The following is a 23,104-nucleotide window of genomic DNA, read 5'->3' on the forward strand; positions in this document are numbered from 1 at the left end:
TGTGAATATGCATGATCATCGGACTTACCGGAACTCCTGGCACAGGAAAAACCTCTGTTTGCAGGATACTTGAGGGTCGTGGGTATCGTGTTATACACATGAACGACCTTATCAAAAATGAACATCTTTACAGTGAGGTCGACGAGGAACGGGATACCGTTGTAGCTGATATGGACAGAGTGCTCTCTCGTGTATGTGAACTTGTGGGTGACGATGAATCTGTGACCATACTTGACAGCCACATGTCTCACTACATTGCTGACATCGTGATCGTGTTACGTACTGCTCCTTCTGAGCTTAAGAAACGTCTGGAAGCTCGTAATTATTCTGATCCCAAGGTGCAGGAGAATGTTGAAGCCGAGTGTCTGGATGTGATCCTTGTGGAATCTGTTGAATGGTGTCAGCTAGTCTATGAAGTGGATACTACTGGCAGAGATACTGATGATGTAGCGGAGGATGTTGAACGGATCATCTCCAGTATTCTTTCGGGAGATGATACTCTTGTTTATTCCCAATACAAACCTGGTTCGTTTGACTGGAGTGAAGAGATCTTTTAAAAACGGTATGCTTTATTTTGGAATTGGCTTGTCGGGTGTAACTCCGTAATATTCGGTTCTGGCTTTCCCCCATATGCAGCCATTTTTTCCAACGATCTTCAGTTCCATTTTTTGCAGTGCTTTACCTATGCTATTTCCTGCTCTTGCAGCTCTGCAAACAGGACAGTATTTTTCACAGAATACCGGAGCTTTTCCTTTTGATGCTATCATTTTGCTTCCTCTTTTAGTTTGTCTGACGAAACTTTGATTTTGCTTCCTCAAAAAATATATGTTAATGTCAGCTAATATATTTGACTGTCATGAATCTATACAAAACCGAATGTGATGCATTAATATAACTCTTTTTTTGAAGACAAATTTTGATATACTTTTCAACCATTTAGTTATACATCTCATAAGGGAGTATTTTTATGAAATTCGCAAAGATAGGAATGATTTTACTTTTGATGGCCGTACTGGTGGTTTCAGGTTGTTCTGATTCAAAAGAAAGTCCGGAAGAAGTTTCCGAAATAGCTGAAGATCTCGGAGTTGATGTGATCAGCACATCATTTGATGATTTTGGTGTGGTTTACTGTGATCCAGAAACTTCACAGGATGAAATTGTTGCTCTTATTGATGAAGAGTATAAGGGTAACTTCGTCCAGTGGACAGGTACGATATATGCAGTTACTGACAATGGGAAGTCATATACTGCACAGGTGCAGCATTGTCCTGATTCTCTTTCAGATGCCGCTGTTACTTTCAAGCCAGATCAGAATGAAGCAGCATCTAATCTCATAAAAGGTCAGGATATCACATATATTGGAAGGCTAACACGTTATCAGAAAGGTGTTGGTTTCTGGGTAGAAGAAGTTTCTATTGTATCCTGAATGCTAAAAAACGGTTCAAATTGTCATGGTGGTGCTGTCACCATCTGTCTCTTTTTTATTTAATAGTCGAACCCATCGGTTCCGGATACTCGTTTTAGACGCCTTACGCCATCGATCTCATCGATGACATCTGCAACAGCATCAGGGACAAGATGTTTCCATTCCTCATCTGCAAGCATGCGTCTTCGTATCTCTGTGCCGGAATGCTGTTCCCTGAGGTACATTGGTGGCTGCTTTACAGTGATTTCTGCCTCTTCAAAAAGTTCGATAACAAGAGGATTGTTGGTATAAGCTGTGTCAAAAGGAGGAGTTCTTGATGTTACGTATGATACCCATACTGGATTTTGCTGTATGTCGTCAATGGGTAAAGCATAGAAGTGAACATCAATGTCTTCGAGGGCATGTCTTATCATCATAACTCGCTCACCTGCGGTGAACGGATTATTCGCTTCGTGGGTCCTTTGGGCACTTCCTATCCCTATAATAAGTTCATCAACCTCTTCTGCAATACTTGTTATCACAGAGTAGTGACCAAGATGAAATGGCTGGAAGCGCCCTATGTAAAATGCCCTTTTCATATTCATGGTACAACAATTTCAGCGGAATCCGCCATCATCGAAGGAGAATTTCTCACAGACATCGAGATAGTGAGCAGAGTTGTTGTCATGTTTCATCTTTGCAAGTTTCTCGATAAGTCCCATTCCTGGTTTTGGATCTTCCATGAACTCAAGTTCACTTTCGACCATCTTGAAGTACTTCTCACCGGCATCGGTGCGTATCAGTACACAGTTCCAGCCATCGGGGGTACCTACTGAACCTACTGAGATGTCAGCAAAGACTGATGTGTAGTCATTGCAGTGGTGGCATGGGTTCCTTGCGTGTGGAGCGATCTTTGAGATAGGTACGTTGTGCTCTTCACCGTCTTTGGTGTATGCCCAGAACTTACCCTTTCCGAAGTCCATCTTTTTGACATCTTCGATGTTGACACCCATGATCTCCGGGATGATTTTCTCGGTCATGACATCATGATGGAAGCTCTCCATACAGAGCAGACCTACGATAAGTACGATCTTGTCGTTGACATTTTCTGAGATGAGCCTTGCACCGTGTGCCTGGCATGGTACACCTACCACAGCGATCTTTTCGTACTGGCTGAATGGATCTCTTAGTGTGGAAAGAACTGAATCGTATGTGTATTTTGTACCTTTTGCCTTCTCTACATCTTCAGGGTCAGTAAAGACTACAAGCTCTGTTTCCCATTTTTCGTTCATAGTGATACCGACAACACAGTCGATCTCACCCTGTCTAAGGAGTGACCGTGCAATAGCTGAGGTAACACCGCCGTCCTGACCGGCAATGTTGCTCTTTGCAGCAAGGAAGCTTCTGACATTTGCGAACTCATCCTCAAGGTAACCGTCCACTACAGGACAGATCCTGCTGCATGTAAGACATCCCTCACATACATTAGGGGCAGCACCGTGTGAGTAAAGCTCAAGGTTGTCAGGGTCGCGAATCTCCGCAGCCTTGCCCATTGTTATTGCACCGGCAGGACATGCTGATACGCATGCCCCACAAGCAGTACAGACGTCAAACTCGATGACGTCCATAATTTTTGGATGAACCATCAGTTTCCTCCGATGATCTCCTTTCCGATGAGTTTTATTGCTTTTTCTTTGTTTGGTCCGATAGGTGAACCTGCAACGATCTGGGTCACACCGATGTCAAGCAATTCGTTGATCCTTGCCTTACAGTCATCCGGTGTACCGGAAATGGAGAATGAATCCATCATGTCATTTGTGACCATGTCGCCCATGAGTGCTCCGAAGTCGCCCTTTGCGATAGCTCCGCCGATGTCTGTCTTTGCAGCGACATCAATGCCGTGGCGCTCGAGGACCATGTCAGGTGAACCTGCAACGATGAAAGCTACAACGATCTTTGCTGCACTTCTTGCTTTTGCAGCATCCTTGTCAATAGAGAAGCATGCGTATGCTGCAACGTCTACGTCCTTTGGATCCCTGCCCGCTTTCTGTGCACCGGATGCGATCTGTTTGACTGCTACTTCAAAGTCCTTTGGATGTGATGCGTTGATCAGTACACCGTCTGCGACCTCACCAGCGAGCTCGAGCATCTTTGGACCCTGTGCACCCATGTAGATAGGTACGTTTCCGGTCTTGAATGCCATCTTTGCGCCGCCGAACTTGACCATATCGCCATCCATTGTGACCTTTTCGCCTGCGAAGAAGGAACGAAGTGCGGAAATATTCTCCCTTGTGGTTGTTAATGGCTTGTCCCAGGTGATTCCCATTGCGTCGAAGGTTGCCTTGTCACCAGGGCCGAGACCTAAGATCGCACGTCCGCCGGATATCTCGTTAATTGCACCGATACTGGAAGCTGTGATTGCTGCATTCCTTGTGTAGGGGTTTGTAACGCCGGTACCGAGCTTGATGCTGTTTGTGTTCATGGCAAGAACTGCCAGTGTTGAGTAAACATCACGGTTGTTGTAGTGGTCTGTGATCCACACATTGTCAAATCCCTGCTGTTCTGCGAGCTTTGCGTAGTGTGCGATCTTAAGCACTGGATCATTTGGCACGAATTCTATTCCGAATGTCATTTAAATCCTCCAATTTAATAATGCTATTCAGGATTACATGCATATATTAAAACCTTATTGGTTTATCCCGAACGTCTGGTTATTATTGTGCTATGCTTATATCTGTTTGTACGATCGAATCTCTAAATTGTAGAATAATTATAGAAATAGTTTTATATTTTTACGAAAGATTATCTTTATATGGCTTTTTCTTTTGCCTGTAGCTTTCTGGCAGTCCTTTGTGCAAATGCCGATATGTATAAATATTGATCTAACCTATTTTTAAGAGTAAGGACGAATCCATAATATGTGATTCCAGGGACTTTCCGGGGTTATCTTTCAATACATTTGGGAATTGTGTTGATGGAATGTATTTTCAGGCAACTGTCAAAACATTTCCTTTTATTGTGCTCATAAATCATTATCATGACATGTATTGCTGATGCCTTTCGGGAAAATATCCTGTGCAGTATAGATGTTGAGTAATATTGGAAAAGCACTTTTTCGAAAAAGAATCAGGTGATCGAATGAAATGCTATGAATGTGCAAAGAACGGAAAAGACTCAGATGCCGTAGGTATCTGCATCGTATGTGGCAGAGGGGTTTGTAAAGACCATCTTGTGCGTGAGAAGATTCCTGAATGGGATGGTGAATTTGACATCAGGCTCAGGTGCATGGGTGATTCCTGTAAACTAAAGGACATGCAACCACTGCTTAAGATATTGTGCACTCCATGCCATGATGCCTTAGTGGAAAACCCTAGTGGAAAACAAGTGAGGTGAGTATCATGATGAAATGTTATGACTGTATGGAAGAAGGCAAAGACACTGAAGCTGTAGCTGTTTGTATCGTATGTGGAAAAGGTCTTTGCATGGATCATTCGAAAGAACTTGTACTTCCTGTTTCTGTTGGAAAACCACCTGAGGTCACACGCTTGCACAATGCTCTTCCAAGGATCATGTGCAACTACTGTCTGAGCAATACAATAGTTGATGCATTCGATTGATATTCATTATGGGGTACTTATCATTTTAAAGGGAGTGATCAGACATGAGTGAAAGCAGGGAAGTAATAGAAAGTATCGGGGAAAAGATGGGCTTTACGCCACAAATCCTTGAAACACTGGAGGCCATAGATCCTCATTTTGTCAGGAAATATAGCAGATGTGACCACAATATACTATCCGACGGTGCCCTTCCGGCAAAAGTAAAGATCTTGATGGCTCTTGCTGTTGTGGCATCCAAGCAATGTGAATCATGTACTGTGGCACAGATGAAGAGCGCATTAAAGCACGGTGCAACAAAAGAAGAGATAATGGAAACAATGGAAGTGATATCCATCACATCAGGGGCACCTGCTATTGCAGCATGCCGCGATGCACTGAAGTTGTTAAAATAACCTATCCTTCCACTTTTCTAGTGGAACAAAAGGTACAATCCATAAAGGATCGCATTTTTTCCTGCGTTCCTCTTTTTTTAAGGATTGTCCCTCTTTCAATTATTTCTTTCAATTATATATCGCTACAATCTATCGAGGGGGATTTCGCATAAGGTCTATTCACTATTGTTTTATCCTGTTACTTTTCGCATCGTTCGTCCTGCTGGTCACAGGTACTGCTACTGCAGCAGAACCTACCTCTGTTGGTGAACTTGATTCGGATGACTTCGTAAGCCAGTCAAAGTGTGCCAACTGTCATGCTATAATACGTAGTCAATGGCAGGGGAGTATGCATGCTTACGCCTACACTGATCCACTTTATCAGGCAGAATTGCTAATGGCAAGTGAAGAGACCGGTGGCCAGACGGATGAATTCTGTTCACGCTGCCACACACCTATAGGTGTATTGGCTGGTGAAGTTCCTCCAATCGATGGTTCTATGGCAAGTGATGTGGCGTTAGAAGGTGTTCAATGTGATCTCTGTCATACTGTCCCTGAAGGTGCAGGTATCGGTGACGGTGCATTTGTTTCAAGTCCCGGTGATGTAAAGTGGGGACCACTTGATGATGCACCTTCGGCCTTCCACGAGTCGGAGTTCAATGAGTTCTACACAGAAGCTGAATATTGTGGAATGTGTCACAATGTGAACAGTCCTTTCAATGGTCTGCCTCTTGATGACACCTACACATCCTGGGCAGACAGCCAGTATGCTGAGGAGGAAGTTACCTGTCAGGATTGCCACATGACTCCTGGAATAACACAATTTGAGGCAAACCCCGGAAGATCTGCATCCAGTGCTCCGAAGAGGGAGCATATCTCCATACATGAAATAGTTGGGGGAAATGTCTTCATGCTGGAGGTCCTTAGCGATGGTCTATATGGTGAAAAGGCCGAGGAGAGGCTCCAGAAGGCTGCAATAATTGAAGTATCTGTGCCGGAAGATGCAAGTTCGGGTGAAGATATCACCATTGATGTCTCAATAACCAATTCCGGAGCCGGACATAAGCTTCCAACAGGTATTGCTGAGGTTAGGCAGATGTGGCTGGAGGTTTCTGTTACCGATGCTGAAGGAAAACAGTTGTATGGTTCAGGACGGCTCGATGCGGAAGGCAACATCGAAGATGCGGTCATATATCATACTGTCCTTGCTGATCCTGACGGGCAGATTACTACAAAATTGTGGGAAGCTGAATCCATTGTTTCTGATAACAGGATCCTTCCGAAAGAAACTGAAGTTGAATCCCATTCTTTCGTCATGCCCGAAGATGCGGTGGATCCGATACTTGTTGAAGCAAAGTTATTATATCGTTCTGCACCGCAGGATATGGTAGACGAACTATTTGGTGAAGGTACTTACGATGTTCCTGTGATCGATATGGCTAATGCCTATGGCTCTATCAATGGTGAGGCTGATATTCCATCTGAACCGACGCCTGGTTTTGGTGCACTCTTGCTTGTAATGTCCCTGATCGCAGTGGTTTGTATCTGCAGGACCAAAAAATAACGTTGGAGGAATTAACATACCTGGTAATGTAATAAAACTGCTTGGAATATCCGGGAGCCCTCGAAAGAAGGCAACAGATCGCATGGTCAGGGCGGCTTTGGAATTTGCTGAGGAGAAATATGATGTGGAAACTGAATATTTCTCTGCAAAAGGAAAGGACCTGAAGTTCTGTATCCATTGTGATCATTGCATCCGGACCAAACAGGGTTGCATACATAAGGATGACATGCTGGAACTCTATGATAAGATGCAATGGGCAGATGCCTGGATAATCGGCACTCCCGTCTACCAGGGAACGCTTAGCGGGCAGACGAAAGTTATGATGGACCGGTGCCGCGCTGTGGTTGCCCGTGATCCGAAAGTGTTCATGAACAAAGTTGGAGCAGGTATGGCTGATGGTGGTGATCGCATAGGTGGGCAGGAGCCGGCTTTGCAGACCATTCACAATTTTTATATCATAAATGAGATGCTCCCCGTGTCCGGCGGTTCCTTTGGTTCAAATCTTGGAGGCACTTTCTGGTCACAAGACAAAGGTGCTGAGGGTGTGGATGCAGATGAGGAAGGTTTGAGGAGTATGCGAAAGACCGTCCGCAAGCTGATTCAGACAACTCAGATGGTAAAGAATGCATCTATGGAGGGCAAGTAAATGGAATTTGAAGCACCTCTTACTGAGATAATACAACAGACTCACGATGTTAAAAGCTTCAGGTTCGAAAGGCCTGACGACTTCGGGTATAAAGCTGGACAGTATTTCTTTGTCAGTATTCCTGTAAACGGTGAGGTCCAGCGCAAGCCTTTCACAATATCAAGCAGTCCGACTGAAAATGGCTTTCTGGAATTTACCAAGAAGCTCACAGGACATGAGTTCTCTAATAAGCTTGATTCTATGGATGTAGGTGATGTTGTAGTCATAAACGGTCCATATGGAAGGTTCACTTTCGAAGGTGAGTTCGATAAGATCGCTCTTATCAGTGGTGGTATTGGTATCACTCCTCTGGTCAGCATCTGCAGGTATTGCAGTGACACAAGGTCAGGCACGGATATCATTATTCTGAGCAGTAATAAAACAGCTGAAGATATTGCATTCAGGGATGAACTGGGGGAAATGGAAAATAAAAATGCCAACCTCAAGGTTGTGCATACCCTGACGCGTGCGGGAGACGACTGGCTGGGTTGTACAGGACGTATATGTGATACTATTATCATGGATTACATCCCTGATCTCATGGAACGTGTTATCTACGTATGTGGTCCTTCGGCGATGATGAAAGCAACGGAAGAATTGCTACTTAACATGGGTGTGCCTAAAAAACAGATCAAGAAGGAAGCATTTGTGGGACTATGAGATGTATTTATTAACACTGTTGTTCGAACTATGATAAAATGAGGTGGATTATATGGAATTAAAAGGAACTGAAACCGAAAAGAACCTGTTGAAGGCTTTTGCAGGTGAATCTCAGGCAAGGAACCGGTATACCTACTTTGCATCAGTTGCAAGAAAGGCAGGATACCAGCAGATATCTGCCATCTTTGCTGAAACTGCTGACAATGAGAAAGAGCATGCAAAAAGACTCTTCAAGTTCCTCGAAGGTGGTATGGTGGAAATAACAGCTTCCTATCCAGCAGGTGTCATCTCCGATACAAGAGCCAACCTTGAATCTGCTGCTGAAGGCGAGAACTACGAACACACAACAATGTATCCGGAGTTTGCAGAAGTGGCTGATATGGAAGGTTTCCCTGAGGTCGCAGATGTGTTCAGGCACATCGCTATCGCAGAGAAAGGTCATGAAGAGCGCTACCGTAAACTTGCTGCTAACATAGATCATGAAATGGTCTTCAGGAAAGACGGTACTGTTGCATGGAGATGCCGCAATTGCGGATACATTCATGAAGGTCCGCAACCTCCAGAAGAATGTCCTGCATGTGCACATCCACAGGGCTATTTCGAGGTAATGGCTGAGAACTATTGATCGTGAGGTTGTAATATGAAACGTATAGCATGGGGTATTACAGGTTCGGGAGACCAGATCGCTGAAACTTATGAAGTAATGCATGATATTAAAGAACGTACCGATATCGAGTTCATGGTTTTCCTTTCGAAGGAAGGGGAGACCATAATGAAATGGTATCGCATGTGGGATAATATCCAGAGGGATTTCCCCAACTTCAAGACCGATGCCGGTCCGAACTCACCATTTATTGCCGGTCCTCTTCAGATAGGTCATTATGATGCTCTTATCATTGCACCGGCTACAGCGAACAGTGTTGCCAAGATCGTCTATGGTATTGCCGACTCGCTGGTAACAAATGTAGTTGCCCAGACTGCCAAGGGTGATACTCCAATTTATATTCTGGCAGTTGACCAGAAAAGAGGAACTGTGGATACGGTTGCACCAAACGGAAAGAAGATGACACTTAAGATGCGTGAGGTGGATGTGTCCAATTCGGAAAAACTCGCACAGATGGAGAATATCACATTGCTTGAGAAACCCGAAGACCTCTATGCTCTTGTGGGTCTGGATAAAGAATAAGTATTTTGTTGAGTTCATGCCGGGGGAAATACTCCTCCTCTCTTTTTTTTTACTAATTATTTTGTTAATCGGATTTGATCTTATGTTTCTTTAATCAGATATCTCTTTAATTTATCCTTAGTCGTAGATCATTCCTTCTGAAATGTATTCTTCTGCTAAGGGCATGTCAGTTGCCATCTCCTGCAATGCACGATAGGATGCATATGCTGCAATTATGCTATCAAGGGCATCACCTTCTGTATCCTCAAGAGCCGCTTTCATGACTTCCTCTTCAAGTTCAATTTTCCATTTCTTTATAGCGGATAGTATCATGCGGCGGTTTTCCAGTTCCCTGTTGTTCTTTCCTTTGTAGGGTACATAAATACCATTTCTCTTGAGTGTACAGGCAGGGCAGATCTCTGCTACGGAAGCCTTATGCTGCAGTGGTTTCTGTATTGGTATTATGCGGGCAGCCTTTCTCTTTAGCAATGGTTGCAGTATGTATCTGATGCCATAGTATGTCTGCCTGTAAAGCCTCAGGTTGTAAACACAAAAAGGAGCTTTTTTCTGATGGTCAGTTGTACGCTTTATCTCCTTGTTGCCCGTGCTATTACGGCATTTGGCACGAAAGTCATCAGGAGATTCATATTTGGTCGAAAAATTCAGTATTGAACTTTCCCAATCCTGGCCGTTGAGTATTGCTTCAGGCAGTCCGAATGGGAAATCAAGGCCGAAGATAGCCTCTGTTTCAGTTGAAATAAGGTCCTGGAGAAAAGCAAGGCAGTTATCCCTTTCCTTCCTGATGCTTTCGGGCATCAGGTCGGATATTGGGCAACAACTGCTGATATGAAGTGTTCTTTTATGTATCGTGCCCCTGCTGACCCATATTTTCTTACATGCGGTCTTTGAACCGCTGAAGTCTACCCCATAAACAAGGGTTTTCGGGTTGGCAGGGGATGAGGGCATCGGGAGCTTTAATTTTCTCTTTTACCTTCGATAAATTCGTTTGTCATGCGATATGCATCATCGTCAGGGAACTGTTTTGGTGGGTGCTTCATGAAATATGATGCTGGGGAGTAAAGTATTCCACCTGTTCCTCTGTCCAATGCTATCTTGCAGCAGCGGATTGCATCGATGACCACGCCTGCGGAATTTGGTGAATCTTCCACTGAAAGGCGGAGTTCGAGGTTCATTGGCACATCGCCGAAAAGCTTACCTTCCATTCTGAGGAAGCATAGCTTGTTGTCCTGCTGCCATGGTACGTAGTCACTTGGTCCGACGTGGATGTTGTGATCATCCAGTCTCTCGGCAAGCACTGACTGCACAGCTTCTGTCTTTGATGTCTTCTTGGAAGAAAGCCTGTCCCTGTTGAGCATGTTGAGGAAGTCTGTGTTACCGCCTGTGTTAAGCTGGTAGGTCCTTTCAACTTTAACTCCTCTCTTCCTGAAAAGATCTGCAAGGGTTCGGTGTGTAATGGTAGCTCCAAGCTGAGCTTTTATGTCATCCCCTATGATCGGGAGTCCCTTTTCTTCGAACTTTTGTGCCCATTCAGGATTACTGGCGATGAATATTGGCATGTTGTTGATAAAAGCAACTCCAGCATCCAGTGCACATTGTGCATAGAAACGAGTTGCAATTTCAGAACCTACCGGAAGGAAGTTCAAAAGGATCTCTGCGCCGGATTCCTTTAATGTGGAGACTATCTCCTCGTCTGTGGCTTCCTTCTCGGTGGAAGGGACGAACCTGTAGTCATCTTCATAGTCCACCATGTGTTCGGAGACACCATCCTTGATGTTTCCCATCGTGACCTTTACGCCGGTCTTTGGCACATCGGGACAAAAGACTGTTGTGCAGTTAGGGGCTGCAAAAATAGCATCTGCAACATCTTCTCCAACCTTTCTCTCATCAATGTCGAATGCTGCTACTACTTCAATATCAAAAGGTCTGTACCCGCCAACATCCCAATGCATCAATCCTATCGCATCTTTTTCCGCTTTGTCTTTGTAGTACTCAAGGCCCTGGATCAGTGAACTTGCGCAGTTACCGATTCCTGCGATTGCGATTTTTATTTTGTCCATAACACTTCCTCTTACTAAAGTGAACGATATTGATGATATAAAATATATTAATCGTTATGCAATGTCCTAATGTTTACAGTCAAATAAAAAGGTTTCTAACAAAGACGGCTTCCTGGAAGTACATGTGGCTTTATGTTTCCTGCTTTCAGAAAGGTTTTTAAGTCGTGAAAGCCGTTTCTTTTTTGGGGAAGTTCATTTCTGTACTGATGGGGAAACAAACGCAGGTATCAAGTTATGCCTGTTATTTCTTTGGCAATATACAATAAAAGGAGATGGTATTATTCAGGATGTATCAAACGAATTATCTGATGTGGGAAATATCGGTTCCGTTGAAGATGCTGTGAAGCTGGGAATCTCTTTTGAGGACCAGGGCAGGGATTTCTATCTGGAGTTTGCAGAATCTGCCACAGATCCTGCTGCCAAAGACATGTTCCTGTACCTTGCAGAAGAAGAAAAGAAACATGCTAAATATCTGCAAAGTTATCTGGAAGGTGAATATCTTTCCATTGAGGAGGACACAGATATGCCTGATTTCAAGGAAGCATTCGCTTCAGAGTTCACTGGTGAGGACCTTGGTGAGGTTGGTGTGATGCTGGCTGCCATGCGGCTTGAGCGAAAGACCGAAGACCTTTACCTGATGCTTTCAAGTGTATCTTCTGATTCCGGACAACGCGAATTCTTTGAAAATCTTGCTGCAGTCGAAAGGGGTCACTACGACCTGATCGACGGATTGCTTGCATCAGTTACAGGTTTCAGGATGCAGACCTGATCCTTTGAGGTATATTTCATGGGTCAAAAAGATGAAAATCTTGAGATTGCAAAAGGCATTTACTGGGTAGGGGTTGTTGACTGGAACCTGCGCGACTTCCATGGCTATGCAACTCCTAAAGGTGGTACATATAACGCTTATCTTATCGTCGACGAAAAGATAACACTTATAGATACTGTGAAAGCGGAATTTGCTCCTGAGATGATCGAGAGGATACGCAGGATCGTCAATCCGTCTAAGATCGATTATGTGATCTCAAACCATGTGGAGATGGACCATTCAAGTGGTCTGCCTGCGATCATGGAGCTGGCAAAGGATGCTAAGGTTTTCTGCACAAAGCATGGTAAGACCGGTTTGAATGAACATTATGAGGCTGGTGGCTGCAGAAACTGGGATTTTGAGGTTGTGGATACCGGATATGAACTTGATATCGGTTCACGTACCTTGATGTTCATTGAAACTCCAATGCTGCATTGGCCGGATAGTATGCAGACCTACCTGAAAGAGGATAAGATACTATTCTCCAACGATGCTTTCGGACAGCATCTTGCTACCTCCGTAAGGTTCGAGGATGAAGTGGAGGGCGGTGCTATTGAGGATGCTGCTATTTACTATGCTAATATCCTGATGCCATTTGGGTCAAAGGTCCTAAAGTATGCTGAGAAGATCGCAGATCTTGGTCTTGAATTTGATATGATCGCACCATCGCACGGTGTGATCTGGAGGGAGGATCCTTCCCGTATCGTAGAAGCTTATCTGAGGTGGGCAAAAAGGGAAGTAATTCCAAAAGTACTGGTCATTTATGATACTATGTGGAATAGTACTGAGATCATGGCAAAGGAAATTCTCGAGGGCGTCCGTGAGGGCGGCGTTGAAGCTAAGCTTTTCCATTTGCGTAAGAATGACTGGAGCATGATGGTAAAGGAGTTGATGTTCTCTCCTGTAATTGCTCTTGGATCTCCTACTATGCATGGTACTATGTTCTTTACAGTATCGGGGTTCCTGACATATCTAAAGGGGCTTCGTCCTAAAGATAAAAGTGCTGTTGCATTTGGCTCATATGGCTGGGGCGGCGGTGCGGTAAAGGGCGTGGAGGAAATGCTAAAGACATCTGGTTTTGACATCACGGAACCCGGCCTGCAGGTTAAGTACAGGCCTTATGAAGATGATCTTAAGACTTGCAGGAATCTTGGTATAAGACTTGCAGAACTTGCATTGAATAAAGCTAATTGAATATAAGGAAGTGATTGAAAATGAAATTTGAAGGCGAACTTGAGGAAGAATTCTATCAAAAATCAAAGAAAAATGCAGAAGCAACCGGATATAAACTGAATCCGGATTATGATATCATCACCACTGCTGTAAAGGGTATTTGTAACAACAAACGTGAATTTGGTGAATTGTATTGTTTCTGTCAGAAGAGGTCGGGGGATGCGGAAAAGGACAAGAAGATCATCTGTCCATGTGCTGCTCGCAGTCGTGATGTAGAGATGCGCGGTTCATGCCGCTGTGGTCTGTACATCAAATAAAGGGCCTTGTGGTCCTTTCAAACTTTATTTAGTCTCATCTTTTTGAATAGGGATTATGTTATCGCAATGATCCCTGCTTAATTGATCTATAGGATAGTTAGCTATATTTAGAAGGATGTGTTTTATGATAGATGAAGGGCACAGTTTATCATTATTGGACAGGCATAAACAGTAGTTAGTGCCCATATTAATATCACAGATCATTGATCATATCCGGAGATACAAAAAATGAAAGTATTGGTAAGTGATTCATTATCAGAGGAAGGAGTTTCAAAACTTCAGGAGCATTTTGACGTCGATGTTTCAACAGGTCTTTCAGAGGATGAGCTTGTAGAGAAGATCGTTGATTTCGATGCTCTTGTGATCCGCAGCGGTACTCAGGTAACAAGAAGGGTCATCGAAGCTGCAGACAATCTTAAGATCGTCGGAAGGGCCGGCGTTGGTGTAGATAATATTGATATTGATGCTGCAACTGAAAAAGGGATCATTGTTGTTAATGCACCTGAAGGTAACATGCTTTCAGCAGCAGAGCACACTATTGCTATGATGATGTCCATGGCAAGGAACATTCCTCAGGCAAACGCTTCTCTTAAAGCAAAGAAATGGGAGCGTAAGAACTTCATGGGTGTCGAGGTCAATGGCAAGACACTTGGAGTTATTGGTCTTGGCCGCATTGGTGCTGAGGTTGCAAAACGTGCACAGGGTATGGAGATGGATATTCTTGCATATGATCCTTTCATTACAGAGGAACGTGCAAAGGCTATGGGTGTCGAGCTTACGACTGTTGATGATATTGCAAAGAGGGCAGACTTCATTACTGTTCACACACCGCTTACAAAAGAGACACGTAATATCCTTGATGCAGCTCAGTTCGACCTGATGAAGAGCTCTGCAAGGGTGATCAATTGTGCTCGTGGCGGTATCATAAACGAAGAGGCTCTTGCCGATGCACTTAAAGCAGGTAAGATCACAGGCGCTGCTATTGATGTTTTCACCAGCGAACCACCATTTGACTGTCCTTTCATTGGTCTTGACAATGTGGTCGTGACGCCTCATCTGGGTGCTTCTACTGAGGAAGCTCAGGTAAATGTTGCAGTTTCTGTTGCTGAAGAGGTAATTTCTGTCCTAAACGGCGGCTCTGCTCGTAATACTATTAATATTCCTGCTGTCAAACCTGAGGTCATGGCTGTACTGGCTCCATATATAGGCCTTGCTGAAACCCTGGGAAGTGCAGCAGCACAGCTCCTGGGTACAAATTATGACAAGATCGAGATCTCCTACAAAGGCGAGATCTCTGAAAAGGACACAAGGGCTGTGACAGTTGCGGCTATTAAGGGTGTTCTTGAGGTTGCATTGGGTTCTGCTGTGAACTATGTGAATGCACCGGCTCTTGCAAAGTCAAGGGATGTTGAAGTTGTGGAAAGCAAGTCTGAGACATCTGATGAGTATGCTTCTACTATTCGTATCGAGCTTTTCCAGGATTCCAATTCCAGGTCTGTTACAGGTGCTGTGGTGGGAAGTGAACCAAAGATCATAACGATCAACGGTCAGCATGTAGATCTGGTTCCGAAAGGTTTCATGATCGTTTCTAACCACATCAACCGGCCAAATGTTATCGGACCATGCTGTATGGTTCTTGGTGATAACAACATCAATATTTCCGGTATGCAGGTCGGACGTGTGGAGGTTGGTGGACAGACTATAATGGCACTTAATGTGGATGCTGAGGTTTCAGAAAGGATCCTTGATGAGATCCGTGGAATTGACGGCATACTTGATGCAACACTTGTGACACTTTAATTTATATGTCACCAATGCATGGGTTAATACGCCCATGTTATTATTTTCGGATCAAATGGGAGTATTGATCACATATGATGAGAAAGCGCGTATACCACCGATTCCCTCATAGGGAGGTCCAGTTCGAGCAGAAGCACCGTTACTATTCCGACCTGCCTTTTTTTGTAAAGGTCATGGCAGGAATGGATGGCAAATTCGGAATGTTCGTGACAGAATCCACGACCAAGAAAGGGCATCGTATTCAGGCAAAAAGGGAGATCGGTGTTGAGGTCGCGATGAACAGTATGGATTTTGCTCCTCTTAACTACGAGACCGTAGATTCTGTGATCGATACGATCGAACCTGAAGGTATCATTGATTTCAGGATGACTCTCGCCTATAGTTATCTTGATGGGAAGTATAATCGGGTACCTATAAGGGGTGATGTGTATCTTGTGCGTGCTATCCTTGAGTCTGAGGTACTTACCTTGAGGGTCAACCACATAGATGGTCAGGAGCGCACTGAATGTGGCCGGGTGGCAGACACGATCATAGATGAACTTCGACGTGGTGCATGATGGATGAACTTAGCCTGGTGGTGGCTTCACCTTTCAAAAAGAATGCCACATCTTCTCTTTCTATAAAGGATTTTGAATTTGCTTTGTCCTTTGACCTTAAATGGATGTCTCCGGCACAGGCATCAAAGGTCAGGGATCAGGCCATCATGTCTTCCATCCTTAAATTTGAAAATGGTGAACTTGTCCTGAACATGGATGCTGATGCAGTGGATATTCCTGCAGGGTTCAAACCATCTGAAGATATCTTTCGGGAAAAAGGCAATATTGAGAAGATAATGGACCTTCTCATTACAAATAGCGGTATGAGCAAAAAAGAGGTTGCTTCACGCATAAATATTAAACAGGATTCTCTGGCAGGTCTTATTGATGCGGAAGTAGCAGCTTTGCTGGTGGCTCATGACCTGGGATGTGATGCCGGGGACCTTTTCGATGAGGTCTATCAAAGAGTATCAGGTATTTCTGATCAACACTAACATTCGTATTTCGCATAATCTTTATGTACTATTAATATAATTATGTGCAACTCCAGTTAATTATTAACTGATGCATCTTCAAAGATGTTCGAACGCAGAAATGCGTGAGTAAGAAAATCTTGCGGAGGGACATTATGGGAAAAAAAACACAAGCTAAAATCTCACGGAAAACCAATCCAAGAATTCCATCGTTAATCGCAGTGCTGAAAGACTCAGCACGTGACAACGACGCACCGATCTGGAAAGATATGGCAAAGAGGCTCGAGAAACCTAACAGGAACTATGCTGAGGTAAATATGAGCAAGATCAACAGGTATGCAGCAGAGAATGAACTGGTAATGATTCCTGGTAAAGTACTGGGTGCCGGTGTACTGGGACATGCTGTAACTGTTGCAGCATTAGGTTTCAGCACAACTGCTGTTGATAAGATCACAAGTGCAGGTGGAAAATGCATGACCATTGAACAGGTTCTGGAAGAAAATCCAGCAGGTTCTGGTATCAAGATCCTGAAGTGAGGTGTTTCAAATGACGGTAATCGATGCAAATAGTTTAATTATGGGCAGACTTGCAAGTAACGTTGCAAAGAGACTGCTTGCAGGTGAGAAGATCGCAATTGTAAATGCCGAGAATGCTGTAATCTCCGGTTCAAAGGTAACCACTTTTGAAGAGTATGATGAGATCAGGAACATGGGCACACGTGAATTCGGTCCTTACTTCCCAAAAAGACCAGACAGGATCCTCAAGAGGACTGTCCGGGGAATGCTTCCATACAAGCGCGCAAGGGGCAAGGAAGCAATGGCTAACCTTAAGGTCTACGTAGGAATTCCTGCAGAGGTCGAGGGGGAAGAACTTACAACTGTCGATGGAGCAAACATGACGCGTTTAAGTTCTAACAAGTATGTGACCATTGGTGATGTAAGCCGCAAATTAGGTGCTAAGTTCTAAGGGAGATTTATTCATGTCTACTAAAGTTATCAATTCATCAGGTAAAAATAAGACTGCAATTGCACGTGCAACAGTTTCTGCAGGTACAGGGAAGGCAAGGGTCAACAAGAAACCTGTTGAGATCTATGAACCCGAGTTTGCAAAACTTAAGATAATCGAACCTCTTATGCTGGCAGGAGATGCAGTTTCCGGCCTTGACATTGATGTTAAGGTAAGTGGCGGCGGCATCATTGGTCAGGCAAATGCGATCAGAACTGCTATCGCAAGAGGTATTGTTGAGTGGACCAACGACACCGACCTAAGGGATGCTTTTATGGCATACGACAGGAACCTTCTGGTCAACGACTCCAGACAGAAGGAGACCAAGAAGTTCGGTGGACCTGGCGCTCGCGCTAAATATCAGAAATCTTACAGGTAAGGTAGGTAGTTACAATGATTCCAGTTCGCTGTTTCACATGTGGAAAAGTAATTGCAGGAAGCTGGGAAGAGTATACCAGGCGTGTAAAGGATGGAGAAGATCCTGCTGCGGTACTTGATGATCTTAACTTCACAAGATACTGCTGCAGGCGTATGTTCCTTGCACACGTCAACCTTGTGGATATAATGGCTCCGTATCAGTGAAAGGGGCCGTAGGGTAGCCTGGACCATCCTTCGGCGTTCGGGACACGGCTCTTCTTTCAAGTCTGTGCGAACCACGCCGGTACCTGAGTTCAAATCTCAGCGGTCCCATGATTCCCTTTACAGGGATGACCTATAGGCAGCAGAGGTTGTATATGACCATATTCGGAGGGATTCCGAATGCTATTTCATATTTAACAGACCAAACTAACAAATGAATAAAACTACTTTTGGTTCATGGTTATTTGTTAATATATAATATCACTTATCGATATATCCAAATCGTTCTTTCTAATGACGGACTTTTTATAAGGTGATCAGTTGAGCAAAGAGAAGTTTACTAGATATGAGCGTGCAAGGATCATCGGTGCAAGATCACTTCAGATAGCAATGGAAGCTCCAATACTGATCGAAGATGATAGCACTGATTCGCTGCACATAGCCACATTGGAATTTGAGAAAGGTGTTATACCAGTTACAGTGAAGAGAAATTAAGAATAATTGAGGTGAATTTATGGAATCTACAGAAAATATTGAAGTTAATGCTGAAGAAAGCGCAGCAGCACAGGAAGCAAACGAATCAACATCATTAGTGCCTATCGATGAGTATCTGGCAGCAGGTGTACACATTGGTACACAGCAGAAGACCCAGAACATGATGAAGTTCGTCTACCGTGTAAGGACAGATGGCCTTTACGTGCTTGACATCCAGTCAACCGATGAGAGGATCAGATCAATTGCACATTTCCTTTCAAAATATGACCCATCCAGAATACTTGTTGTATCCGCACGTCAGTACGGTCAGTATCCTGCAACCATGTTCTCCAAGGCAATAGGCGCAGTTTCAAGAGTTGGAAGGTTCATCCCCGGTACTCTCACAAACCCTGCACAGGAAGGCTTCTATGAGCCAGATGCAGTTATTGTTACAGACCCTGCAGGAGATGCACAGGTAATTAAGGAAGCTGTCAGCGTGGGCATTCCTGTAGTAGCATTTTGTGATACCAACAACATGACATCCAATGTCGATCTTGTTATCCCAACCAACAACAAGGGTAGGAAAGCACTTTCTCTTGTGTACTGGCTGGTTGCAAGGGAAGTTGCAAATGAAAGGGGCATTCCTTTCAACTACGAGCTAACCGATTTTGAAACAGGTCTTTAAACGACCTGTTCTCATTTTTCGTTGCACCATTACTCATACAGTAGATGTTCCATTGGGGGGCGTAAGAGGTGACAATAGTATGAGACAACCAACCGTTGCAGGCCAGTTCTATCCGCTAAGTCCGAAGACCCTTAAAAAAGAGGTTTCCAGATGTTTTAATGGCATTGAGATCACTCCTCGTGATGTGATCGGAGCAGTGGTCCCTCATGCAGGATATGTGTATTCAGGGTCAGTTGCAGCAAATGTTTATGCAAACTTGCCTAAAGCTGATACGTACATCTTTTTTGGACCGAACCATACAGGGTATGGGTCCCCTGTGGCAATGTCACAGGATATATGGAAGACCCCACTTGGGGAGATCGAAACCGACAAAGATATTGGCAAACTTCTTGCAGGTACCATTATCGATATGGATGAGATCGCTCACAGGTACGAGCATTCTATAGAAGTACAGATACCTTTCCTTCAGCACAGGTTCGGGAATGATTTCAAGATCCTGCCTATATGCATGGGTTTGCAGGATGAGGAAACTGCTGTGGAAGTAGGTCAGGAAGTTGCACGTGCAGCCAAAGAGTCCGGAAAGAAGGTAGTTTTCATTGCATCAAGTGATATGTCACATTATGTTCCGGCAGAGCATGCTGAGCGTGTAGACCATTACCTGATAGAAGCTATTCTGGATATGGATGTACCTGAACTTTATCGCAGAAGATCTGAGGAGAACATCACAGCCTGTGGATATGGTCCGATCTCAGCAATGTTGAGTGCTGCAAAGGAATATGGTGCAAAGAGCACCAAATTGGTCAAATACGCCACAAGCGGAGAGGTTTCAGGCGACCCTATGGTTGTAGGATATGCTGGCATCATTGTGGAATGATATTCTGTACAAAGGGGCTTTGAAGATGATCACATGTTCCGCACCGGGGAAAGTCTATCTTTTCGGTGAACATGCCGTAGTTTACGGTGAACCCGCTATCTGTTGTGCAGTGGATATACGCACACGTGTAAGTGTTGCCCCTGCAGATTCCATTACTATTAGTTCCAGCCTCGGGACTACAGTCATTAACTTTAAAACCCACCCTTATGTTTCAGCGGTTGTAGAGCGTTTCCAGGATATATCCTCTCTTGAAGGTGTAAGCATCAGCATCGAGTCTGATATACCCGTTGGTTCCGGACTTGGATCGTCTGCTGCTGTTACTATAGCAACAATAAAGGCATTGGATGCTTTGCTTGGTACTGATCTTGAGCTTGATGATATTGCGCGAATGGGACATGAGGTCGAGCAGAGGATACAGGGTGCTGCAAGTCAGACAGATACATATGTCTGCACCATGGGTGGTGTTGTCATGATCCCCCAACGCAAGGGACTTGATCTTATTGACTGTGGCATCGTTATCGGTAACACCAATATCTTCTCTTCCACAAAGGAGCTTGTAGCAAACGTTGCAGAACTTAACGAGAGCTTCCCTGACGTTATCGGTCCTGTTCTGTCATCCATCGGGAAGATGTCAGTTACAGGCGAGGATCTTGTGAATGCAAAGGATTATGTTTCCATAGGCAAGCTCATGAATATAAATCAGGGTCTTCTGGATGCTATTGGTGTGGGCTGTTCTGAATTAAGCTCATTTACATATGCTGCCCGTAACAGTGGTGCATATGGTGCAAAGATAACCGGTGCCGGAGGCGGTGGCTGTATGGTGGCGATCGCTCCGCATGAATGTGTAGATGGTGTAGCTGCTGCCATTGCTATTGCAGGCGGGGAAGTTGTTGTGACAAAAGCAACGGATATTGGTGTAAGGGTGGAATCCCTGTGAGTTCAACAAACGATATCACAATATTGAAAATTGGCGGGAGCGTCATCACCGACAAGAATTCGGAGGATGGTCTTGCCTGGGAAGAGGAGATAGTCCGCATTGCGCGTGAGATCTCAGGATTTGAAGGAAAACTTATCATTGTGCATGGGGCTGGTTCATTTGGTCATCCTCAGGCGAAGAGGTATGCACTTACCGAAAGGTTCCATGCAGTGGGTGCTGTTGTCACCCACAAGGCTGTAAAATCATTGAACCGGATCGTCGTGGACATCCTGGATGAAGAAGGTGTCAATGCGATCGCAGTGCATCCAATGGGTTGCACTGTTGCAAAGGATGGCAGGATCTCAGAGATGTATCTGGGAAGTATTCGTTTGATGCTTGAAAAGGGTCTTGTGCCGGTATTACATGGTGATGTAGTAATGGATACTGAAAAAGGCGTATCTATTGTATCAGGTGATCAGGTAATACCTTATCTTGCAACGGCACTTGGTGCTTCCCGCATCGGTGTTGGCAGTGCTGCAAATGGTGTCCTTGACGATAAAGGCAACACTATTCCTGTGATCACTTCGGGAAATTTTGAATATGTGAAGAGGTATATCGGTGGCTCGGCAGGTACGGATGTGACCGGTGGCATGCTTGGGAAAGTGCTTGAGATGCTGGAGCTTGGAAAAGCATCAAGTATAACTTCATATATATTCAATGCAACAGTTGCAGGGAATGTTTCGAGTTTTCTGAATGGTGAAAATATCGGGACTGCAATTAAAGATTCATAATATACATTTACAGGTTTGATAAATTTGAGTACATCCAAGAGAAAGATAGAACATCTCGAGCTTTGTGCGCAGCGTCCGGTAGAATCAAGGGATGTCACATCAGGATTCGATGATGTGATGCTTGTACACAAAGCACTGCCTCAGATCAATATGGACGAGATCGATCTATCCACCAAATTCCTTGGACGGGAACTGAAGGCACCTTTTTTGATAGCATCCATAACCGGTGGCCACCCGGATACCAAGCCGGTAAATGCAGCACTTGCAGAAGCTGCTGAAGAAATGGGTGTTGGTATTGGCGTGGGTAGCCAGAGGGCTGCCATAGAGGACCCTGAGCAGGAAGATTCATTCAGTGTCGTCCGCGATGTGGCACCAGATGCATTTATCTATGGAAATATCGGGGCAGCCCAGCTCAGGGAATACGATATGGAAGCCATTGAAAGGCTTGTGGAAATGCTGGATGCGGACGCAATGGCAGTTCATCTTAATTTCCTACAGGAGGCCATACAGCCTGAAGGTGACAGGGATGCTACCGGTGTGCTTGAAGCTATAGAAGAAGTATGCTCATTGAAGGTCCCGATCATTGCAAAGGAAACAGGTGCAGGAATCTCCAAAGAAGATGCACAAATGCTTAAAAGAGCAGGTGTCAGTGCAATAGACGTTGGAGGAGTTGGCGGAACCAGCTGGTCCGGCGTGGAAGTCTATCGGGCAAATGAAAGCGGTGATACAGTATCCGAACATCTGGGAAACCTATATTGGGATTTTGGTATTCCTACGGTTTCCAGTGTGCTTGAATGCAGAAGTTCACTTCCTGTGATAGCTACAGGTGGTGTCAGGACAGGCCTTGATATTGCAAAATCCCTCTCTCTGGGAGCATATGCTGCAAGTGCAGCGCTTCCTTTTGTTGGGCCTGCACTAATTGGGAAAGATGCGGTGGTAGAAAGTTTGTCAGGCATGCTCAATGAACTGAGAGTTGCAATGTTCCTTTGCGGATGTGGAACTGTCAGTGAACTTCGCACTGATTCAAATACCGTGGTCACAGGCTGGACAAAGGAATACATAACACAGCGTGGTTTTGACATAATTGAACTTTAAGTAAGGTCGTATCTGTAAAAGAGCGATCAGGAT

General features: G+C 44.5%; 32 protein-coding genes and 1 tRNA gene. 27 read left to right on the top strand and 6 right to left on the bottom strand.

Annotated features, from left to right (window positions below):
* The first annotated feature begins 11 nt into the window (after positions 1-11).
* Complete coding sequence (locus E7X56_RS07875; RefSeq protein WP_135606257.1) at positions 12-557, top strand: adenylate kinase family protein; 546 nt, start codon at positions 12-14, stop codon at positions 555-557.
* A gap of 12 nt (positions 558-569) precedes the next feature.
* Here E7X56_RS07875 and E7X56_RS07880 read toward each other — a convergent pair whose 3' ends face one another.
* Entirely contained in the window at positions 570-767 is a 198-nt protein-coding gene (locus E7X56_RS07880; protein ID WP_135606258.1) for a hypothetical protein, read from the bottom strand.
* Positions 768-967: 200 nt separating this feature from the next.
* On the opposite strand from E7X56_RS07880, the gene E7X56_RS07885 reads away from it, so the two are divergent.
* The gene (locus tag E7X56_RS07885; protein WP_135606259.1) at positions 968-1,426 is read left to right on the top strand and encodes a hypothetical protein; all 459 of its coding nucleotides are present in this window, start codon (positions 968-970) and stop codon (positions 1,424-1,426) included.
* Positions 1,427-1,485: 59 nt separating this feature from the next.
* Here E7X56_RS07885 and E7X56_RS07890 read toward each other — a convergent pair whose 3' ends face one another.
* From E7X56_RS07890 to mer, 3 genes are read right to left on the bottom strand one after another with little or no spacing between them, the layout of a single operon-like run.
* Entirely contained in the window at positions 1,486-2,010 is a 525-nt protein-coding gene (locus E7X56_RS07890; protein ID WP_135606260.1) for a nicotinamide-nucleotide adenylyltransferase, read from the bottom strand.
* A 12-nt stretch (positions 2,011-2,022) separates the two neighbouring features.
* Complete coding sequence (fpoF, locus tag E7X56_RS07895) at positions 2,023-3,051, bottom strand: F420H2 dehydrogenase subunit FpoF (protein ID WP_135606261.1); 1,029 nt, start codon at positions 3,049-3,051, stop codon at positions 2,023-2,025.
* Positions 3,051-4,037: a 5,10-methylenetetrahydromethanopterin reductase gene (gene mer / locus E7X56_RS07900; protein ID WP_135606262.1), complete on the bottom strand. Its 987-nt coding sequence runs from the start codon at positions 4,035-4,037 to the stop codon at positions 3,051-3,053. The genes fpoF and mer overlap by 1 nt, the downstream gene beginning before the upstream one ends.
* A gap of 506 nt (positions 4,038-4,543) precedes the next feature.
* Between mer and E7X56_RS07905 the strand changes: the two genes are divergently transcribed.
* The 8 genes from E7X56_RS07905 to afpA all read left to right on the top strand — a co-directional run bounded on the left by E7X56_RS07905 (position 4,544) and on the right by afpA (position 9,488).
* Complete coding sequence (locus E7X56_RS07905; protein ID WP_091690498.1) at positions 4,544-4,798, top strand: DUF2180 family protein; 255 nt, start codon at positions 4,544-4,546, stop codon at positions 4,796-4,798.
* A 5-nt stretch (positions 4,799-4,803) separates the two neighbouring features.
* Positions 4,804-5,022: a DUF2180 family protein gene (locus tag E7X56_RS07910; RefSeq protein ID WP_135606263.1), complete on the top strand. Its 219-nt coding sequence runs from the start codon at positions 4,804-4,806 to the stop codon at positions 5,020-5,022.
* A gap of 44 nt (positions 5,023-5,066) precedes the next feature.
* Positions 5,067-5,414 carry a carboxymuconolactone decarboxylase family protein gene (locus E7X56_RS07915; RefSeq protein WP_091690500.1) on the top strand — a complete coding sequence of 116 codons (348 nt, stop codon included), beginning with the start codon at positions 5,067-5,069 and terminating at the stop codon, positions 5,412-5,414.
* 202 nt (positions 5,415-5,616) lie between these two features.
* The gene (locus E7X56_RS07920) at positions 5,617-6,957 is read left to right on the top strand and encodes a cytochrome c family protein (RefSeq protein WP_256360057.1); all 1,341 of its coding nucleotides are present in this window, start codon (positions 5,617-5,619) and stop codon (positions 6,955-6,957) included.
* A 31-nt stretch (positions 6,958-6,988) separates the two neighbouring features.
* Positions 6,989-7,603 (top strand): flavodoxin family protein, encoded by a 615-nt coding sequence (locus E7X56_RS07925; RefSeq protein ID WP_371413363.1) that lies wholly within the window; start codon positions 6,989-6,991, stop codon positions 7,601-7,603.
* Entirely contained in the window at positions 7,604-8,302 is a 699-nt protein-coding gene (locus tag E7X56_RS07930; protein ID WP_135606265.1) for an FAD-binding oxidoreductase, read from the top strand.
* A 52-nt stretch (positions 8,303-8,354) separates the two neighbouring features.
* Positions 8,355-8,927, top strand: coding sequence for a rubrerythrin (gene rbr / locus E7X56_RS07935; RefSeq protein WP_135606266.1), 573 nt, complete (start codon positions 8,355-8,357; stop codon positions 8,925-8,927).
* A gap of 15 nt (positions 8,928-8,942) precedes the next feature.
* Entirely contained in the window at positions 8,943-9,488 is a 546-nt protein-coding gene (afpA, locus tag E7X56_RS07940; protein ID WP_135606267.1) for an archaeoflavoprotein AfpA, read from the top strand.
* Between the two features lie 117 nt (positions 9,489-9,605).
* Here the strand turns inward: afpA and E7X56_RS07945 are convergent, their stop codons facing one another.
* Together E7X56_RS07945 and E7X56_RS07950 are read right to left on the bottom strand one after the other, a co-directional pair.
* On the bottom strand, positions 9,606-10,433 hold the full coding sequence (locus tag E7X56_RS07945) for a DUF429 domain-containing protein (protein WP_135606268.1): 828 nt from the start codon (positions 10,431-10,433) through the stop codon (positions 9,606-9,608).
* A gap of 8 nt (positions 10,434-10,441) precedes the next feature.
* Positions 10,442-11,545: an inositol-3-phosphate synthase gene (locus E7X56_RS07950; RefSeq protein ID WP_135606269.1), complete on the bottom strand. Its 1,104-nt coding sequence runs from the start codon at positions 11,543-11,545 to the stop codon at positions 10,442-10,444.
* Between the two features lie 124 nt (positions 11,546-11,669).
* Here E7X56_RS07950 and E7X56_RS07955 point away from each other — a divergent pair, with 124 nt between their 5' ends.
* The 17 genes from E7X56_RS07955 to fni all read left to right on the top strand — a co-directional run bounded on the left by E7X56_RS07955 (position 11,670) and on the right by fni (position 23,071).
* On the top strand, positions 11,670-12,314 hold the full coding sequence (locus tag E7X56_RS07955; protein ID WP_244603462.1) for a ferritin family protein: 645 nt from the start codon (positions 11,670-11,672) through the stop codon (positions 12,312-12,314).
* A gap of 18 nt (positions 12,315-12,332) precedes the next feature.
* On the top strand, positions 12,333-13,547 hold the full coding sequence (locus tag E7X56_RS07960) for an FprA family A-type flavoprotein (protein WP_135606270.1): 1,215 nt from the start codon (positions 12,333-12,335) through the stop codon (positions 13,545-13,547).
* A 20-nt stretch (positions 13,548-13,567) separates the two neighbouring features.
* The gene (locus E7X56_RS07965; protein ID WP_135606271.1) at positions 13,568-13,843 is read left to right on the top strand and encodes a ferredoxin-thioredoxin reductase catalytic domain-containing protein; all 276 of its coding nucleotides are present in this window, start codon (positions 13,568-13,570) and stop codon (positions 13,841-13,843) included.
* A gap of 228 nt (positions 13,844-14,071) precedes the next feature.
* Positions 14,072-15,643 carry a phosphoglycerate dehydrogenase gene (gene serA / locus E7X56_RS07970; protein ID WP_135606272.1) on the top strand — a complete coding sequence of 524 codons (1,572 nt, stop codon included), beginning with the start codon at positions 14,072-14,074 and terminating at the stop codon, positions 15,641-15,643.
* A gap of 77 nt (positions 15,644-15,720) precedes the next feature.
* On the top strand, positions 15,721-16,200 hold the full coding sequence (locus tag E7X56_RS07975; RefSeq protein WP_244603463.1) for a hypothetical protein: 480 nt from the start codon (positions 15,721-15,723) through the stop codon (positions 16,198-16,200).
* Positions 16,197-16,673, top strand: coding sequence for a DUF2240 family protein (locus tag E7X56_RS07980; RefSeq protein ID WP_244603464.1), 477 nt, complete (start codon positions 16,197-16,199; stop codon positions 16,671-16,673). The genes E7X56_RS07975 and E7X56_RS07980 overlap by 4 nt, the downstream gene beginning before the upstream one ends.
* Before the next feature lie 134 nt (positions 16,674-16,807).
* Entirely contained in the window at positions 16,808-17,188 is a 381-nt protein-coding gene (locus tag E7X56_RS07985) for a 50S ribosomal protein L18e (RefSeq protein WP_135606274.1), read from the top strand.
* 10 nt (positions 17,189-17,198) lie between these two features.
* Complete coding sequence (locus E7X56_RS07990; protein WP_135606275.1) at positions 17,199-17,618, top strand: 50S ribosomal protein L13; 420 nt, start codon at positions 17,199-17,201, stop codon at positions 17,616-17,618.
* 13 nt (positions 17,619-17,631) lie between these two features.
* Positions 17,632-18,036 carry a 30S ribosomal protein S9 gene (locus E7X56_RS07995; protein ID WP_135606276.1) on the top strand — a complete coding sequence of 135 codons (405 nt, stop codon included), beginning with the start codon at positions 17,632-17,634 and terminating at the stop codon, positions 18,034-18,036.
* A gap of 14 nt (positions 18,037-18,050) precedes the next feature.
* Positions 18,051-18,239, top strand: a complete 189-nt coding sequence (locus E7X56_RS08000) for a DNA-directed RNA polymerase subunit N (protein WP_091690516.1) — start codon at positions 18,051-18,053, stop codon at positions 18,237-18,239.
* A 2-nt stretch (positions 18,240-18,241) separates the two neighbouring features.
* A tRNA-Pro gene (locus tag E7X56_RS08005) sits at positions 18,242-18,347 on the top strand.
* A gap of 210 nt (positions 18,348-18,557) precedes the next feature.
* A complete protein-coding gene (locus tag E7X56_RS08010) occupies positions 18,558-18,731 on the top strand; it encodes a DNA-directed RNA polymerase subunit K (RefSeq protein WP_091690517.1) in 174 nt (57 codons plus the stop codon).
* 19 nt (positions 18,732-18,750) lie between these two features.
* Entirely contained in the window at positions 18,751-19,395 is a 645-nt protein-coding gene (gene rpsB / locus E7X56_RS08015; protein WP_135606277.1) for a 30S ribosomal protein S2, read from the top strand.
* Between the two features lie 79 nt (positions 19,396-19,474).
* A complete protein-coding gene (locus E7X56_RS08020; protein WP_135606278.1) occupies positions 19,475-20,269 on the top strand; it encodes an MEMO1 family protein in 795 nt (264 codons plus the stop codon).
* Between the two features lie 25 nt (positions 20,270-20,294).
* Positions 20,295-21,206, top strand: a complete 912-nt coding sequence (locus E7X56_RS08025) for a mevalonate kinase (RefSeq protein WP_135606279.1) — start codon at positions 20,295-20,297, stop codon at positions 21,204-21,206.
* A complete protein-coding gene (locus E7X56_RS08030) occupies positions 21,203-21,976 on the top strand; it encodes an isopentenyl phosphate kinase (protein ID WP_135606280.1) in 774 nt (257 codons plus the stop codon). The genes E7X56_RS08025 and E7X56_RS08030 overlap by 4 nt, the downstream gene beginning before the upstream one ends.
* A 15-nt stretch (positions 21,977-21,991) precedes the next feature.
* Positions 21,992-23,071, top strand: a complete 1,080-nt coding sequence (gene fni / locus E7X56_RS08035) for a type 2 isopentenyl-diphosphate Delta-isomerase (RefSeq protein ID WP_135606281.1) — start codon at positions 21,992-21,994, stop codon at positions 23,069-23,071.
* The last annotated feature ends 33 nt before the right edge of the window (positions 23,072-23,104 follow it).

Source organism: Methanococcoides sp. NM1, from assembly GCF_900774285.1.
Classification (GTDB): Archaea; Halobacteriota; Methanosarcinia; order Methanosarcinales; family Methanosarcinaceae; genus Methanococcoides; species Methanococcoides vulcani.

Bases quoted from the DNA above. Each gene is read 5' to 3' on its own strand.
- E7X56_RS07875 (WP_135606257.1), top strand. From the start codon at position 12: ATGATCATCGGACTTACCGGAACTCCTGGCACAGGAAAAACCTCTGTT.
- E7X56_RS07880 (WP_135606258.1), bottom strand. From the start codon at position 767: ATGATAGCATCAAAAGGAAAAGCTCCGGTATTCTGTGAAAAATACTGT.
- E7X56_RS07885 (WP_135606259.1), top strand. From the start codon at position 968: ATGAAATTCGCAAAGATAGGAATGATTTTACTTTTGATGGCCGTACTG.
- E7X56_RS07890 (WP_135606260.1), bottom strand. From the start codon at position 2,010: ATGAATATGAAAAGGGCATTTTACATAGGGCGCTTCCAGCCATTTCAT.
- fpoF (WP_135606261.1), bottom strand. From the start codon at position 3,051: ATGGTTCATCCAAAAATTATGGACGTCATCGAGTTTGACGTCTGTACT.
- mer (WP_135606262.1), bottom strand. From the start codon at position 4,037: ATGACATTCGGAATAGAATTCGTGCCAAATGATCCAGTGCTTAAGATC.
- E7X56_RS07905 (WP_091690498.1), top strand. From the start codon at position 4,544: ATGAAATGCTATGAATGTGCAAAGAACGGAAAAGACTCAGATGCCGTA.
- E7X56_RS07910 (WP_135606263.1), top strand. From the start codon at position 4,804: ATGATGAAATGTTATGACTGTATGGAAGAAGGCAAAGACACTGAAGCT.
- E7X56_RS07915 (WP_091690500.1), top strand. From the start codon at position 5,067: ATGAGTGAAAGCAGGGAAGTAATAGAAAGTATCGGGGAAAAGATGGGC.
- E7X56_RS07930 (WP_135606265.1), top strand. From the start codon at position 7,604: ATGGAATTTGAAGCACCTCTTACTGAGATAATACAACAGACTCACGAT.
- rbr (WP_135606266.1), top strand. From the start codon at position 8,355: ATGGAATTAAAAGGAACTGAAACCGAAAAGAACCTGTTGAAGGCTTTT.
- afpA (WP_135606267.1), top strand. From the start codon at position 8,943: ATGAAACGTATAGCATGGGGTATTACAGGTTCGGGAGACCAGATCGCT.
- E7X56_RS07945 (WP_135606268.1), bottom strand. From the start codon at position 10,433: ATGCCCTCATCCCCTGCCAACCCGAAAACCCTTGTTTATGGGGTAGAC.
- E7X56_RS07950 (WP_135606269.1), bottom strand. From the start codon at position 11,545: ATGGACAAAATAAAAATCGCAATCGCAGGAATCGGTAACTGCGCAAGT.
- E7X56_RS07960 (WP_135606270.1), top strand. From the start codon at position 12,333: ATGGGTCAAAAAGATGAAAATCTTGAGATTGCAAAAGGCATTTACTGG.
- E7X56_RS07965 (WP_135606271.1), top strand. From the start codon at position 13,568: ATGAAATTTGAAGGCGAACTTGAGGAAGAATTCTATCAAAAATCAAAG.
- serA (WP_135606272.1), top strand. From the start codon at position 14,072: ATGAAAGTATTGGTAAGTGATTCATTATCAGAGGAAGGAGTTTCAAAA.
- E7X56_RS07975 (WP_244603463.1), top strand. From the start codon at position 15,721: ATGAGAAAGCGCGTATACCACCGATTCCCTCATAGGGAGGTCCAGTTC.
- E7X56_RS07980 (WP_244603464.1), top strand. From the start codon at position 16,197: ATGATGGATGAACTTAGCCTGGTGGTGGCTTCACCTTTCAAAAAGAAT.
- E7X56_RS07985 (WP_135606274.1), top strand. From the start codon at position 16,808: ATGGGAAAAAAAACACAAGCTAAAATCTCACGGAAAACCAATCCAAGA.
- E7X56_RS07990 (WP_135606275.1), top strand. From the start codon at position 17,199: ATGACGGTAATCGATGCAAATAGTTTAATTATGGGCAGACTTGCAAGT.
- E7X56_RS07995 (WP_135606276.1), top strand. From the start codon at position 17,632: ATGTCTACTAAAGTTATCAATTCATCAGGTAAAAATAAGACTGCAATT.
- E7X56_RS08000 (WP_091690516.1), top strand. From the start codon at position 18,051: ATGATTCCAGTTCGCTGTTTCACATGTGGAAAAGTAATTGCAGGAAGC.
- rpsB (WP_135606277.1), top strand. From the start codon at position 18,751: ATGGAATCTACAGAAAATATTGAAGTTAATGCTGAAGAAAGCGCAGCA.
- E7X56_RS08020 (WP_135606278.1), top strand. From the start codon at position 19,475: ATGAGACAACCAACCGTTGCAGGCCAGTTCTATCCGCTAAGTCCGAAG.
- E7X56_RS08025 (WP_135606279.1), top strand. From the start codon at position 20,295: ATGATCACATGTTCCGCACCGGGGAAAGTCTATCTTTTCGGTGAACAT.